This window comes from Streptomyces sp. NPDC005803, assembly GCF_040630435.1.
Lineage (GTDB): Bacteria > Actinomycetota > Actinomycetes > Streptomycetales > Streptomycetaceae > Streptomyces.
In genome coordinates this window covers 364,370-378,152 of record NZ_JBEXXO010000005.1, presented here as the reverse complement: position 1 = coordinate 378,152, position 13,783 = coordinate 364,370, and the positions used below count along the sequence as shown (strand labels likewise).

Sequence of the window (13,783 nt, the reverse complement as noted above, 5' to 3'; positions counted from 1 at the left end):
TCCAGGACCTCGGGGCCCTTGATGAGGATGCCGAGCTGGGCGCCGCGTCCGGTGCCGACCATGAGGGCGGTCGGGGTGGCCAGGCCCAGGGCGCACGGGCAGGCGATGATCAGTACGGCGACGGCGGCCGTGAACGCGGCCGTCACGTCGTCCGTCACCAGCAGCCAGGTGACGAGGGTGGCCAGGGCGATCACCAGCACCACGGGGACGAACACCGCGGAGATCCGGTCGGCCAGCCGCTGCACCTCGGCCTTGCCGTTCTGCGCGTCCTCGACGAGCCGGGCCATCCGGGCCAGCTGAGTGTCGGCGCCGACCCGGGTCGCCTCCACGACGAGCCGGCCGGAGACGTTCACGGTGGCGCCGGTGACCGGGTCCCCGGGCCGCACGTCGACGGGGACGGACTCCCCGGTGAGCAGGGACGCGTCCACCGCCGACGCGCCCTCGACGACGGCGCCGTCGGTGGCGACCTTCTCGCCGGGGCGCACGACGAAGCGGTCGCCGACGACGAGCCGGCCCACCGGGACGCGCACCTCCGCACCGCCCCGCAGGACCGCGACGTCCTTGGCGCCCAGGTGCATCAGCGCGCGCAGGGCGGAGCCGGCCTTCCGCTTGGACCTGGCCTCCAGGTAGCGGCCCAGCAGGATGAAGGTGACGACCCCTGCCGCGACCTCCAGATAGATCGTGGAGGCGCCCGCGGTGCGGGAGACCGTGAAGTCGAAGCCGTGCCGCATGCCGGGCATCCCGGCGTCGCCGAGGAACAGCGCCCAGAGCGACCAGCCGAAGGCGGCGAGGGTCCCGACCGACACCAGGGTGTCCATGGTGGCCGCGCCGTGCCGGAGGTTGGTCCAGGCGGCGCGGTGGAAGGGCAGTCCGCCCCAGATGACGACGGGCGCGGCGAGCGTGAGGGAGAGCCACTGCCAGTTGTCGAACTGGAGGGCGGGGATCATCGCGAGTGCCACGACGGGGGCGGCGAGGACCGCCGAGACCAGAAGCCGCTGACGCAGTGAGGCGAGGGCGGAGGCGGGGGCGCCCCCCGCGCCGCTCCGGGCCTCCGGGCCGGTCTCGCCCCCGGGCTGCGTCCCGGTACCGGTCCCGGCGGCCACGGCATCGGTCCCCGCGCCGGTCCCGGCGGCCACGGCATCGGTCCCCGCACCGGTCCCGGCCGCCGTCCCGGTCCGGACCTCGGTGCCGGAGCCGCTGCCGGGGCCGGCGGCGTGCTCGGTCCCGGCGCCGGGCGCCGGGGCAGGGGTGATCGCCGTGCTGTCCGGCGCGGCGGGTGCCGGCGTCCGAGCGGGAGCGGGCGGGGGAGCCGGCGCCGGGCGGCGCACCGGCTGCGCCGTGTAACCGGTCTTCTCGACGGTGGCGATCAGATCCGCGAGGCCGGTGCCGGGGCCGAAGGCGACCCGGGCCTTCTCGGTCGCGTAGTTGACGGTGGCGGTCACCCCGTCCATCCGGTTCAGCTTCTTCTCGACGCGGGCCGCGCAGGACGCGCAGGTCATCCCGCCGATCGTGAGCTCGGCCTCCGAGCCCTCCGCCGCCGGGGCCGAGACGTCTGTTGCGCTGTGCATGTCCGAACTCCTGAAACGCCGACCGGGCCGTGCCCCACCAGTATCTGCTGGTCGGCCCGGCCCGGCGGCAAAGGGATGGTGCGGGTGCCGTGGATCCCGATGCGGTCAGGCCCGGCCGGTGAGCTCGTAGCCCGCCTCGTCGACGGCGGAGCGCACGGCTTCCTCGTCCAGGGGGGCATCGGAGACCACCGTCACCTGCCCCGTGGACGCCACCGCCTTCACCGAGGTGACACCCTCGATGGCGGAGATCTCCTCGGAGACCGCGCCCTCGCAGTGTCCGCAGGTCATGCCGGTCACCTGGTAGACCGTGGTCACGCCGCCCCGCCCGGCGTCCGCGCCCGCACCGTCGTGACAGGAGCCGCTGGGCGAGCAGCAGGAGGCGGTCGCCTGGGGGAGCTGGGTCTCGGCGGTCATCGTGTTCTCCTCTTCGACGATCACAAATGTATGTGGCGGCAGGGGCCCACGGGGACTCCGGGAAGGCCGGTGCGCCTCCACACTCCCGACTATATACCCCTAGGGGGTATGAATGCGAGTGACCGGAGCGTCGGCCGGCCCTTCGGTCGGCCATTCGGGGCGGGGGCGGTCCGCCGGTCACTCCCGCCGGCCCCGGTTCCCCGGACGGGCGGCGACCCAGGAGCGGATGGTGTCCGCGTACCAGTGCGGCCTGCCGCCCTCCAGATGATCCGGTGGCGGGAGAAGACCTCGTTTGCGGTAGGAGCGGACGGTGTCCGGCTGCACCCGGATGTGCGCGGCGATGTCCTTGTACGACCAGAGCTGCCTGTCCGTCATGCGTGCCACCTCTCTGCGCCGCAGCGGCGGCCTGGGGGCCGTCGGGGGAACTGCGGCACGGACGCTGCCGATCACTCAGCCTCTGTCCGGTGAACGAGGGGGACGGGGCACGGGGCGGGGCTGTCGAGCGCCTGTGACGTAAAACCCGCGTAACGGAGACATGCCGTGACGAGGAGGAGGCCTCCAGGACGTGCCGGCGCCGGGTCCGGGGACCGGCACGCCCTCGTCGTCAGGCGTGCCAGAGCGCCGACCAGGTGCGCGGGCCGACGCGGCCGTCCGGAAGGAGGGGCGGGTGGTCGGCCTGGAAGCGCTGGACGGCGGCGAGGGTCCCCGGGCCGAACACGCCGTCGACCGCCTCCCAGGGCAGGTAGCGCCGGTTGGCGAGCATGCACTGCACCTGGGAGACGCGCTCTCCCCGATCGCCGAAGGCGGTCGGCCCGTCCCCGTCGTAGAAGGCGCAGACCGGGCTGGAGCCGGGCGGGGTCGCGTTGCTCTCGTCGGCTGCGGCGCCGGGGGCCACGGACAGAGCGGTGGCCAGGACGAACGCGGCCAGGGCCGAGGCCCGGGCCGCGCGAGGGAACGGCGGAGTCGTGCGGATCACGGTGGGGTACTCCTCGTACGGTGCGGTGACGGCGGCGGCGGGGCCCCGTCCTCTCGTCGAGGACAACACCGCGTACCGCCGTCGCGTCACTCCCGGCGTCTCATCGGCGTGTCGTCCCGACGCCGGCTCCCCGGCGTCGGGGCCGCGCCCGCCACGCGGCATCGGTGCGCTCGGACCGGGCGCGGCGGGTAGGGAAGGGGCATGACGATGCATGGAGAGCCGGCACACCACCTGCCCGCGGGCACTGCGGCGAGCGGTCCCTACGCCCTGGACATCGGCCCGGAGCGAGCCGGCTGGGAGCGGTCGAGCCTGCGGGTGGTGGAGCTGGAGCCAGGAGGAGTTCACACACTCGTCACCGGGGAGAGCGAGTGGATCGTACTGCCGTTGACCGGTGGCTGTACGGTGCACATCTCAGATGAGATCTTTGAACTGCTGGGCCGGAAGAGCGTGTTCAGCGGGGTATCCGACTTCGCGTACGTACCGCGTGACGCCCACGCACAGATCGCCTCCGGCGCAGGTGGCCGCTTCGCCCTGGCAGGAGCGAGGTGCGAGCGACGACTCCCCGCTCGCTACGGCCCCGCGCCGGAGGTACCCGTCGAGCTGCGCGGCGCGGGCAACTGCTCGCGCCAGGTCAACAACTTCGCCGCCGCCGACACCTTCGAGTGCGACCGGCTGATCGCCGTCGAGGTCCTCACCCCGGGCGGCAACTGGTCGTCCTACCCGCCGCACAAGCACGACGAGCACCGCCCCGGCGAGGAGTCCGTCCTGGAGGAGATCTACTACTTCGAGGTGGCGGACGACGGCGTCGGCTACCACCGCGTCTCCCCGTCCCGTCCCGGTGGCACGGACGTCCTCGCCGAGGTCCGCAGCGGCGACGCCGTCCTCATCCCCGACGGCTGGCACGGCCCGTCCATCGCGCCGCCCGGCCGCACGCTGTACTACCTCAACGTCATGGCGGGCCCGGGGGAGCAGCGGGAGTGGCTGATCCGCGACCACCCCGACCACCGCTGGATCCGGGACACCTGGCCCGCGCAGCCCGTGGACCCGAGGCTCCCCCTCCACGGCACGGAGCCGGCCCCGTGACCCGGCCCCCGGCCGTCCGCCCCGCGCCTCCTTGTGTCTACGACGGCACCGAAACGGCAGACACAGTGTCGGGCCCCCCTCGCGCGCGGGCGTGGTGGGATGGCCGCACAGCCGAAAGGCCACCAGCCCGTCGGCGGTCACAGCACGGGAAGAGTACGCACGAACGCCTCACCGACCGACGCCGCCACCTCTGAAGGAGTCACAGCATGAAGACCGTCAACCACTGGATCGGTGGCAAGACCGTCGAGGGCGCGTCGGGCAACTACGGCCCGGTCACCGACCCGGCCACCGGAGCGGTCACCACCCAGGTCGCGCTCGCCTCCCCCGCGGAGGTCGACGCCGCGGTGGCCGCCGCGAAGGACGCGTACGCGACATGGGGCACCTCGTCGCTGTCCGCCCGCACCGCGGTCCTCTTCCGCTACCGTGCGCTGCTGGACGCCCACCGCGACGAGATCGCCGCCCTGATCACCGCCGAGCACGGCAAGGTGCACTCCGACGCGCTCGGCGAGGTCGCCCGCGGCCTGGAGATCGTCGAGCTGGCGTGCGGCATCACCACCCAGCTGAAGGGCGAACTGTCCACCCAGGTCTCCACCCGGGTCGACGTCTCCTCGATCCGCCAGTCGATCGGCGTCGTCGCCGGCATCACCCCGTTCAACTTCCCGGCCATGGTGCCGATGTGGATGTTCCCGCTCGCCATCGCCTGCGGCAACACCTTCGTGCTCAAGCCCAGCGAGAAGGACCCGTCGGCCGCCAACCTGCTGGCCGAGCTGGCCTCCGAGGCCGGTCTGCCGGACGGCGTCCTGAACGTCCTGCACGGCGACAAGGTCGCCGTCGACGGCCTGCTGAACCACCCGGACGTCTCCGTCGTCTCCTTCGTCGGCTCGACCCCGATCGCCCGCTACATCCACGCCACCGCGTCCGCCAACGGCAAGCGCGTCCAGGCGCTCGGCGGCGCGAAGAACCACATGCTGGTCCTGCCGGACGCGGACCTCGACGCCGCCGCCGACGCCGCGGTCTCCGCCGCGTACGGCTCCGCCGGTGAGCGCTGCATGGCGATCTCCGCGGTCGTCGCGGTCGCCTCCGTCGCCGACGACCTGGTCGCCCGGATCAAGGACCGCGCCGAGAAGATCAAGATCGGTCCCGGCACCGACCCGACGTCCGAGATGGGCCCGCTGATCACCGCCGCCCACCGGGACAAGGTCGCCTCGTACGTCACCGGCGCGGCCGCCCAGGGCGCCGACGTCGTCCTCGACGGCACCGGTCACACGGTCGAGGGCTTCGAGGACGGCCACTGGATCGGCCTCTCCCTCCTCGACCACGTCTCCACCGACTCGGACGCGTACAAGGACGAGATCTTCGGCCCGGTCCTGTGCGTGCTGCGCGTCGAGACGTACGAGGAGGGGGTCGCGCTGATGAACGCCTCGCCGTACGGCAACGGCACCGCGATCTTCACCCGCGACGGCGGCGCCGCCCGCCGCTTCCAGCTGGAGATCGAGGCCGGCATGGTCGGCATCAACGTCCCGATCCCGGTGCCGGTGGGCTACCACTCCTTCGGCGGCTGGAAGGACTCGCTCTTCGGCGACCACCACATCTACGGCAACGACGGCGTGCACTTCTACACCCGCGGCAAGGTCACCACCACCCGCTGGCCGGACCCGGCCGATGCCCCGGCCGGCGTCGACCTGGGCTTTCCCAGCCACCACTGAACCGGAGACCTGGGCTACCCCCGGCAACCACTGAACCGGACCCGGGCTTTCCCAGCCACCACTGAACCGGAGACCTGGGCTTCCCTCAGCAACCACTGAACCGGACCCGCACAGCACTGCAGGGCCGCTCCCCCGGGGCGGCCCTGCAGTGGTCTTCAGGGAGGTCAGCGACCCGTTCCGGCCGCCTCCTCGATCATCCGCTCCATCGGGACCACCGCGATCCGGCCCGACACGACGAACGCCAGCACCATCGCGACCCCCATGATCACCGTCCCGGCCCACACCATCGTCCCGACCGGCACGGTGTACGCCCCCGCGGCCCGCACCACGCACTCGCCCAGCAGCGCCGCACCCCACACCGCCGAGAACCGCACCTCGGCCTGCCGGAACGCCTGCGAATGCTCCGAAAGCCGCGCCCACGCAGCGGACTTGGCCGGCTCGCCCCGCGTCAGCCACGGCCGCAGCCCCGCCGTCATCATCGGCCGCCCCCGCAGTGCGGTCACCAGGATCACCAGCCCGATCGTGCTGCTCACCCCGCTGTCCTTGAGGAGCATCAGCCGGGGGTCACCGGCGATCAGGCTCAGCGCCAGCCCCACCACGTTGACCGTCACCATCAGCGCCGCGAGCCCGTTGAGCTGCCGGTCGCGCACCACGCCCCACACCGTCCGTACCGCCGGCACCACACTGCTCCAGGCCAGCGCGCCGAACGTGCCCATCCCCGCCGCCTTCAGCAGGTAGTACGAGACGAGCGGCACCCCCACGTCGACGAGCAGCGGCATCATGCTGTCGAGCAGCGCCTTGCGCGGAGAGAACGGAACAGCGCCGGCCGGAGCGTCGGCGACAGGTGCGGTGACTGTGGCGGCCGGGCTGCTCATGTCGGGTTCCTCCCGTATCGCGAGGCCCTTGCGGCTCCCGCTTCCGATACGTAAAGACTGGCCCCCGCACCCCGGCCCGCGGCAGAGCCGGGTGTACCGACCTCCGTATGACGAATGTCAGTGTCCGCCGGTGACACGCCCCGCCCCGCGCGCACTCCGGCGTACCAGGCTTCAACCACCCGACGAAGACGGCCCGTTCCCCGTTCCGGACGGACCGCACCGGTGCGACCGACGCGCTCCACGGCGCACCGGGCAGGCGGGTGAGGCCTCTCTCACTTCGCGGACGGCAACACGGGTTTGATCGACGTGTCCTGCCGGTGCAGGATGGCGAGGGTGCGCCGTGGCGTACCAGAAACGTTTTTGCAGAACGGCGGAACGGGGGGCGACGTGTCCAAGTGGGACATCAAGCCGGATGGTGTTCGTGGGGTCCTCGGCAAGACCGCTGAGGCCGCAAGCAAGTTCGAGGCGGAGTTCACGGCGTACGGGGACGGCCTGGTGGGGTCCGCGACGTGTGCGGGCACGATGGTCCTGGGCGGGACCGAGATCCCCGAGGGGGGTGCGTTCGGTCCCGTGGCCCAGGCGTTGCAGGAGTTCCAGCTCCATACGAACGACGACGTGAAGTTCCTGCCCGTGCGGACGGGGAAGTCCATGACCGGGGCGCGCCTGGCCACCGAGGAGTACCTCAAGGGCGACCTGGACATGGCGAAGAACAAACAGGAGCAGTACTCCAAGGCTCCGACCCCGGAAGAGATGAAGGGGCCCAAGAAGTGATCGACCTCGGGAAGATACCGACCTTCACGGGTGACCTGGAGACGTTGGAGACGCATGCGGCTTCGCTGAAGACGACCGCCTCCAGCATCCGTGACACGGGCAAGGACGTGCACGACGCGTTCCAGGGGCTGGACCCGGTGTACGACGCCCCCGAGCAGGAGGAGTTGCTCAACTCGACGATTCCTGTGCGGGACAAGGCGGACGCCTTCGCGACGAAGCTGGAGTCCGTCAGCGGCGCGCTGACGAGTTTCGCCACGACCGCCCGTCCGCTGGTGAACAAGATGAAGCAGCTCCGCGCGGACGCGGAGAAGTTCGTCGCGGACAACAAGGACGACGACGACTGGCAGCAGGACCAGGACAAGATCGACGAGAACGAACGCCTCGTCAGCGAGGTCGGCACGACGTGGGTGGCGTTCCAGGGCGCCGAGCGCGATGCCGCGAACAAGATCACCGCGCTGGTGGGCGGCACACACTTCGTCGTGGACGACGGTTCGCACAAGGCCGGCATGTACGGCTTCAAGGAAAGCGACGTCAAGGACGCCAAGGAGACGCCGTGGGGGACGGTCGACGAGCGTGAGTACACCGGGCTGCGGGCTGCCTGGGAGTGGACGAAGGACAATGTCGGCGGTGCGCTGAAGGGGTTCTTCGTCGACGGTGTCTGGGGCACGATCAAGGGCCTGGGCAGCATGGTCAACGTGTTCGACTGGGACAACTTCAAGAAGACCTGGTCGGGCATCGGTGATGTCTTCGGCGGGATCAGCGCCTACATCATGACGCCCTACGACTGGGCGATGGACAAGATGTTCGGCCCGGTCGACCACAGCGACACCGACAAGCAGAAGGCGGCCCTGCGCAACTTCGGCAAGTCGCTGGTGGCGTGGGACGAGTGGGGCAAGGACCCCTCGCGGGCGTTCGGGACGGTGCTGTTCAACGGCGTGACCCTCGGCTCGGGCTCGTTGCTCAAACTCGGCAAGGCCGGGAAGCTGACGGTGGGCGCCGAGGCGGTGACCGCGGTGGGCAAGGCGGGCGCGCTCGTCGACCCGATGAGCTACCTCGGCAAGGCGGCCGGCGTCACCAAACTGAAGGTCGGCGACCTCCTGGAGAGCCTGAAGACCAGCCAGGCGGGGGTCGACGACATGGCCCGCAACCTCCCCGCGGGGACGGCGCCGCACCCGGGCGAGGTCCCCGCGATCCCCGGCCGCGAGTACGTCGACGCCGCGGGCAACAAGCGCGTCGTCGGCGCCGACGGCTTCATCCGGGACGAGCACGGCAACGTCGTGTCCGACCCCGTGAGGGAGCCCCACAAGAACGACCTGTCGAACCCGCACGAGACCGTCCCCGACAGGGAGAAGGTCCTGGAGGGCGCGGGCGGGCCGAGCCGCGTCGAGAACTCGGCGAACGGGGCGAATCACCCGACGGGTGAAGGCACGCACCACACACCGGCCACGGGCGGGCACGCGGCGGAGCACCCTGCGGGGGGCGGGTCGGGCACCGGCGGCGGCGGGGGGACGCACACCACGCCGGGCGGGGGCGGTCACGGCACTCCGGGACACGGCGGCCACGACGTGGGCGGCCATGGTCCGGGCGTGCACGGCGGCGGCGCGGAGACGCCGGGCGGCGGCACCGGTGCGGACGGCCCCTCCTCGGGCGACAGCGGTCACGGGGAGCACCCGGGTGCCGGTGGCGACGGTCCTGGGGAGGGCGCCCATGGCGGTGGGGAGCGTGTGAACGAGCCGCTGCCGGCGTTGACAGCCGAGGAGCGGGCCGGGCAGTGGGGTCATCTGGAGGAGGTGGAGACACGGGCTCCGGACGAATTCGACCACTTGAAGCACGACCCGGATCACCGGGGCAAAGTCACCCCCGATTCGATGGACGAGGCTCGCGTGGGCCTCGACCTGCGTGAGCAGGGGCGTCTCCCGGCGGACATCCGCCGCCCGGAGGTAGCGGATATGGGCGAGTTCTACTCCGCGACCACGGGTAAGTACTATGACATCAAGGGCGTCCATTCATACTGGCCCCCTTTCAACAATGTTCGGGATCCGCGCCTTCTCGCCCGACCGTTCCCCGGTGCCTACAACCCGGCCAGGCACGTCCAGACGTGGGTGAATACGTTTACGGAGCAGATCGTCGAAAAGCATCGCGTCGTCATAGTCGACGTGCGGAACGCGGACCAAGCGGCGATCGACAGCGTCAAGGGAATCGTCGACAGCCACGGTTGGGGAGATCATGTCATCTGGTACCCGTAAGAACTGGAAGCCGACGGCATTTCCAGCCGATCCCGAAGCGACACGTCTGTTGCGGGAGTGGGTTCCTGACGAGGGTTTCAGCCTTTTCGGCATCGAGCACGACTTCCGGGGCGCCGACCTCTCGGGCGGCGACTTCACGAAGGCGTGGTTCTCTCAGGCGGTCCTGGCAGGCGTGCCGTTCGCGGGAGCGATCCTCTACCGCGCCGACCTGCAGTCGGCGGACCTCACGGGTGCGGATCTGACGGGGGCCGACCTCGTCAGGGCGAACCTGGACGGGGCCGTACTCCGGTCTGCGCGGCTCGACGGTGCTGACATGACCAATGCTTCGCTCCATGAGGTCGACGCGTCGCGAGCGAGCTTCAGGGGCACGCGGATCATGGGCGCCTCGCTCTTCGGCGTCGACATGAGGGGCGCGGACCTGAGCGACGCGGTCCTGTTCGGGAACACCTTCAAGGTCACGATCGACGACACCACGGTGGTGCGCGGCCTGACGGGCACCGTCTTCGGCCCCGTCACCGTCGTCAGCGGTGCGTCGTCCCGGGAACTGGCCGGTGCGGAACTCGAAGCGTGGATCGCCGAGCGGGGCGGACAGGTGCAGGTCGTTCCTCCGGGCAGCGCACCGCAGTAGGCCGTGACCGGTCGGGCGGAGAACGGTCCGGTCCCTGGGCGGAGAGCAGACCCTGGAACGACGGCTCGACCGGCCCGAACTTCCCCGCAGGCGGCGCCCTCTTGTGCGTCATGGAACCTGTCGACGGGACGCTCACGGTGAGCCGGCCGTCCGGGAGCCCTGCCCCGGCGCCCGCGCGGGGGGACCACGCGGTCAGCGTGGCCTTCCGTGCGGGGGCCGGAGGTCCGGCGGTTCGGCTCACTCCCTCGTGACGGTCGGCGACGAGGGAGGCCTACGGAGTCCACAAGAGGTGCGACACCCGTGCCACCCGAAAGGCGGCCCCGTCCCCGGCCGGTCCGGCAGCAACGCGCGCGTCGCGGAATGAGGCTGCCCGGCGGGGCGGCCACGTACGGGCCGTCCCTCCCCGCCCGGCGTCGCAGCAGCACGACAGCCGCCCCCACATGACCGACAGGAGCACCGCATGACCAAGGACGTGATCGCGCTCACCGAGCGTATGCCGGACGCGCTGAGCGTTCTGGCGGGGCTGCTCGCGGGCGGCCCGGACCTGCGGGTCGACACCACCGGTGAGGGCGCCGTGGTCCAGCTGTGCGACGGCGAGGGCCGGCCGCTCGTCTCGATCGAGGTGCCGTTGATGCTCCGGGTACCGGGCGAGGCGGCCCGGCTGCTGGGACCCGGCGCCGAGCCGTCCGGCGACGGCCCGGCGTACTGGGTCGAGGCCCGCGCCGCCGCGGGTGTCCCGCAGGCCGAGCGGCTCGCGGGCGCCTTCGCGGCCCGGCTGACCATGCTCCTGGGCGGCCGGGTCTGGCCGCCGGACGCCCCCGGCACCGTCGGGGCGGCCAGCCCCGTCGACATCTCGGGCATCACCGCCGTGCCCGTCCCCGCCGCCGCCCAGCCCGCCGTCGACATGCTCACCGACCAGGCCGCCGTCGTCCTCCAGGACCGGCCGGTCGTCCCCATGACGAGCTGGCTCTCCGAAGCGCTGCGGGCCACCGTGGAGAGCGACCGCTCCCTGCAGATCGTCACCCCGCCGCACTGCCGCCTCTCCCTGCCGACCAGCATGCTGCTGGAGTCCACACCCGCGCGCTGGGTGGTGCAGGACGAGCGGTGCGGTTACTACGACGGGCTGACCGGTGCGGTATTGACCTGGGAAGACGACGCCTTCCGCCCGGACCGGGACGCGAGCGGTGAGACCCCGGTGGCGGACGCCTTCACGGAGGTCCGGCCCACCGGCGAACGTCAGCTCATCGTCTCCTTCCGCACCCAGCACCCTCCCGCCGCGGACCTCGTTCTCGGCGGTGCGCTGGAGACCGCCTGGCAGGCGCTGACCGGTGCTCCCCCGGCAGGCTGGGGGACGTCGGAGCCCGCCGGACTGACCTGGTCCCGGCGGCAGTTGACCGAGCTGGCGTACGCACGCGCCCCCCGCCCCACCTGGACCGTCGTCGTCGGCACCCCGGACCGGCCCGCGGTCGCCACCCTGCGCGTCACCCGCACCCCCGAGGGCGTGGAGGAGGACGTCACCCTGACCGTGGGCTACGGCCCCGGTGAGAAGCCGGCCCTGGAGGCACTGCCGGGACTGGCCGGTGAGCTGGTGACCCGGCACGGCCTGACGACCATGCTGTGCCAACTGCGCGCAGCCCGACGCGACCTGAGCGCCCCACCCCACTTCGAGCACCCCCCGCTGCCGTACGCCTATGTGCTGGGCCCCGCCGAGGTGCGCGAGGCCGGGCGCGACACCGCGGGCAGGACACCGCTGAAGGAGAACCCGGTACAACTGGGCCCGAGCGCCCGGCCCGGCTACTACTACCCGCTCGGCGACGGCGAGACCGCCGAGAGCTGGACCGCCCTCGAACAGCTCATGCGTCACCTGCGCGGAGCGCCGCCCGCCTAGACGGGCGGACCTGAGGGGTTCGGTCGCACGGTCCGGGCGAGGCGGGGCGCACCCATGGGCCCCGCCGCCGGGCAAGGGCAGGGGCGTTGCGAACGCCAGGACGGATCGCGAAATCCGCTCGACCGCGGTGACCCGGCGGTGCTGGGATGACGCCATGACCGCCCCGACCCCACCGCAGCACCAGATCCGCGCGCTCCACACCGACACGACCGTCACCGTCTACCAGGCGTACGCCCCGCCCCTCGGCCTCCCCGCCGCCCGTGACGGCCGCTTCCCGCCCGCCTGGAAGCGGGACCGCATGACATGGATCAAGCCGAGTTTCCTGTGGATGATGTACCGCTGCGGGTGGGCCACCAAGGAGGGCCAGGAGACCGTCCTGGCCGTCGAGATCACCCGCGAGGGTTTCGACCGGGCACTGGCCGACGCCGAACTGTCGCACTACGAGCGGGGCGTGCACCCCGACCGTGCCACCTGGCAGCGCGGCCTCCGCAGCGCCCCGGCCCGCGTCCAGTGGGACCCCGAGCGCGACCTGCACCTGAACCGGCTCCCGTACCGCTCCCTCCAACTCGGCCTCGCGGGCGAGGCGGCGCGGCGGTACGCGGACGAGTGGACCGTGGCGATCCGCGACGTCACCCCGCTCGCCCGGGAGATCCACGAGCTGGCCAGGTCGGGCGACACCGACGCGGCGACCCGGCTCCTGCCGGAGGAACGGCCCTACCCGGCGCCGCCGGGAACCCCGGGAACCGGCCCGGTCGAGCGGGTGGTGGTGCGACCATCGTGCTGAGGCACGGGGTGCGCGGGGCGGCCGAGGGGGAGCGGGATGATTTCCGAACCGGAGATGGCGGGGGAGCCCGGCGCGTACGCCGACCGCGAGACGCTGGACCTCGCCGGCCGGCCGCCCGCCGAAGAGCGGGGGCCACGCCCCCCACGGCCGTGGGCGCGGTGGAGGTGGGCGCTCGGCGGGGCTGTGGCGGCGTCGGCCCTGTGGGGGACGGCACTGTTCGCTCTCGCACCGGGTGACCGGATGCCCGACCTGCACGGGTACGGGCTGGACGAGGACCCCTGTGCGACGGTGCGGCTGAAGTCGCTCAGTGCCGCGCTCGGGCCGAGAGAGCCCGCGGCCGCGACCGAGTCGGGGGTGCTGCGTCACGCTGCCCTCGACCGCAGTCAGTGCTTCATCTCGCTGCGGCAGGAGACCGGCCCGCAGGAGGAGGAGAAGGGGTGGTCCCTCCAGTACGCGGTCGGGCTCACCGTCGCCCTGCACAAGGAGACCGACCCACGCGTCGAGTTCGAGGCCGGGCGGAACGCGACCGAACTCGGTGTCGACCCGGAGACCCGTGTGGAGATGGTCCCGGACCTCGGGGACAAGGCCTATCTGCTGTCCCTGGTGAACGGGGAGTCCGAACTGCGGGTCCTCGAGGGCGGTGCGGTCCTCTCACTGCGCCTCATGGTCTCCTCCCTCTACCGCGACGAGGGCCGGGAGGACGGGCAGGCCGAACACGGTGACGAGGAGGAGCCGGATACGGCCCCCTATCGTCCCGCCATGATCAGCGACATGCGCGATCTGATGGAGCTGCTGAAGCGATGAGGCTCCCGTCGGCCCGCCCCGGCGCCCGGAACGGCTGTGT

At 72.1% G+C, this 13,783-nt stretch carries 13 protein-coding genes; 8 read left to right on the top strand and 5 right to left on the bottom strand.

The window, feature by feature from the left end:
• From ABZ454_RS10520 to ABZ454_RS10505, 4 genes are all read right to left on the bottom strand, one after another.
• A partial coding sequence (locus tag ABZ454_RS10520; RefSeq protein WP_359537120.1) for a heavy metal translocating P-type ATPase occupies positions 1-1,568 on the bottom strand: 1,568 nt, incomplete at its 3' end.
• Positions 1,569-1,673: 105 nt separating this feature from the next.
• Positions 1,674-1,982 (bottom strand): heavy-metal-associated domain-containing protein, encoded by a 309-nt coding sequence (locus ABZ454_RS10515; RefSeq protein WP_359537118.1) that lies wholly within the window; start codon positions 1,980-1,982, stop codon positions 1,674-1,676.
• A 177-nt stretch (positions 1,983-2,159) separates the two neighbouring features.
• A complete protein-coding gene (locus ABZ454_RS10510; protein WP_356322691.1) occupies positions 2,160-2,357 on the bottom strand; it encodes a MerR family transcriptional regulator in 198 nt (65 codons plus the stop codon).
• A 229-nt stretch (positions 2,358-2,586) separates the two neighbouring features.
• Positions 2,587-2,958 carry a peptidoglycan-binding domain-containing protein gene (locus ABZ454_RS10505; RefSeq protein WP_359537115.1) on the bottom strand — a complete coding sequence of 124 codons (372 nt, stop codon included), beginning with the start codon at positions 2,956-2,958 and terminating at the stop codon, positions 2,587-2,589.
• A 201-nt stretch (positions 2,959-3,159) separates the two neighbouring features.
• On the opposite strand from ABZ454_RS10505, the gene iolB reads away from it, so the two are divergent.
• Together iolB and mmsA are read left to right on the top strand one after the other, a co-directional pair.
• Positions 3,160-4,041: a 5-deoxy-glucuronate isomerase gene (gene iolB / locus ABZ454_RS10500; RefSeq protein WP_359537113.1), complete on the top strand. Its 882-nt coding sequence runs from the start codon at positions 3,160-3,162 to the stop codon at positions 4,039-4,041.
• A gap of 206 nt (positions 4,042-4,247) precedes the next feature.
• Complete coding sequence (gene mmsA / locus ABZ454_RS10495; RefSeq protein ID WP_359537112.1) at positions 4,248-5,747, top strand: CoA-acylating methylmalonate-semialdehyde dehydrogenase; 1,500 nt, start codon at positions 4,248-4,250, stop codon at positions 5,745-5,747.
• Between the two features lie 164 nt (positions 5,748-5,911).
• Here the strand turns inward: mmsA and ABZ454_RS10490 are convergent, their stop codons facing one another.
• Positions 5,912-6,622 carry a VC0807 family protein gene (locus tag ABZ454_RS10490; RefSeq protein WP_356322695.1) on the bottom strand — a complete coding sequence of 237 codons (711 nt, stop codon included), beginning with the start codon at positions 6,620-6,622 and terminating at the stop codon, positions 5,912-5,914.
• 387 nt (positions 6,623-7,009) lie between these two features.
• Between ABZ454_RS10490 and ABZ454_RS10485 the strand changes: the two genes are divergently transcribed.
• From ABZ454_RS10485 to ABZ454_RS10460, 6 genes are all read left to right on the top strand, one after another.
• Positions 7,010-7,393, top strand: coding sequence for a DUF6507 family protein (locus ABZ454_RS10485; protein ID WP_356322696.1), 384 nt, complete (start codon positions 7,010-7,012; stop codon positions 7,391-7,393).
• Positions 7,390-9,639, top strand: a complete 2,250-nt coding sequence (locus ABZ454_RS10480; RefSeq protein ID WP_359537110.1) for a hypothetical protein — start codon at positions 7,390-7,392, stop codon at positions 9,637-9,639. The genes ABZ454_RS10485 and ABZ454_RS10480 overlap by 4 nt, the downstream gene beginning before the upstream one ends.
• Positions 9,620-10,267: a pentapeptide repeat-containing protein gene (locus tag ABZ454_RS10475; RefSeq protein WP_356322698.1), complete on the top strand. Its 648-nt coding sequence runs from the start codon at positions 9,620-9,622 to the stop codon at positions 10,265-10,267. Before ABZ454_RS10480 ends, ABZ454_RS10475 begins: the two co-directional genes overlap by 20 nt.
• A gap of 460 nt (positions 10,268-10,727) precedes the next feature.
• Positions 10,728-12,155, top strand: coding sequence for a DUF6177 family protein (locus tag ABZ454_RS10470; protein WP_359537107.1), 1,428 nt, complete (start codon positions 10,728-10,730; stop codon positions 12,153-12,155).
• 154 nt (positions 12,156-12,309) lie between these two features.
• A complete protein-coding gene (locus ABZ454_RS10465) occupies positions 12,310-12,939 on the top strand; it encodes a DUF4291 domain-containing protein (RefSeq protein ID WP_359537104.1) in 630 nt (209 codons plus the stop codon).
• A 36-nt stretch (positions 12,940-12,975) separates the two neighbouring features.
• The gene (locus ABZ454_RS10460) at positions 12,976-13,743 is read left to right on the top strand and encodes a hypothetical protein (RefSeq protein ID WP_359537102.1); all 768 of its coding nucleotides are present in this window, start codon (positions 12,976-12,978) and stop codon (positions 13,741-13,743) included.
• Positions 13,744-13,783 lie beyond the last annotated feature (40 nt).

Bases quoted from the DNA above. Each gene is read 5' to 3' on its own strand.
- ABZ454_RS10515 (WP_359537118.1), bottom strand. From the start codon at position 1,982: ATGACCGCCGAGACCCAGCTCCCCCAGGCGACCGCCTCCTGCTGCTCG.
- ABZ454_RS10510 (WP_356322691.1), bottom strand. From the start codon at position 2,357: ATGACGGACAGGCAGCTCTGGTCGTACAAGGACATCGCCGCGCACATC.
- iolB (WP_359537113.1), top strand. From the start codon at position 3,160: ATGACGATGCATGGAGAGCCGGCACACCACCTGCCCGCGGGCACTGCG.
- mmsA (WP_359537112.1), top strand. From the start codon at position 4,248: ATGAAGACCGTCAACCACTGGATCGGTGGCAAGACCGTCGAGGGCGCG.
- ABZ454_RS10490 (WP_356322695.1), bottom strand. From the start codon at position 6,622: ATGAGCAGCCCGGCCGCCACAGTCACCGCACCTGTCGCCGACGCTCCG.
- ABZ454_RS10475 (WP_356322698.1), top strand. From the start codon at position 9,620: ATGTCATCTGGTACCCGTAAGAACTGGAAGCCGACGGCATTTCCAGCC.
- ABZ454_RS10470 (WP_359537107.1), top strand. From the start codon at position 10,728: ATGACCAAGGACGTGATCGCGCTCACCGAGCGTATGCCGGACGCGCTG.
- ABZ454_RS10465 (WP_359537104.1), top strand. From the start codon at position 12,310: ATGACCGCCCCGACCCCACCGCAGCACCAGATCCGCGCGCTCCACACC.
- ABZ454_RS10460 (WP_359537102.1), top strand. From the start codon at position 12,976: ATGATTTCCGAACCGGAGATGGCGGGGGAGCCCGGCGCGTACGCCGAC.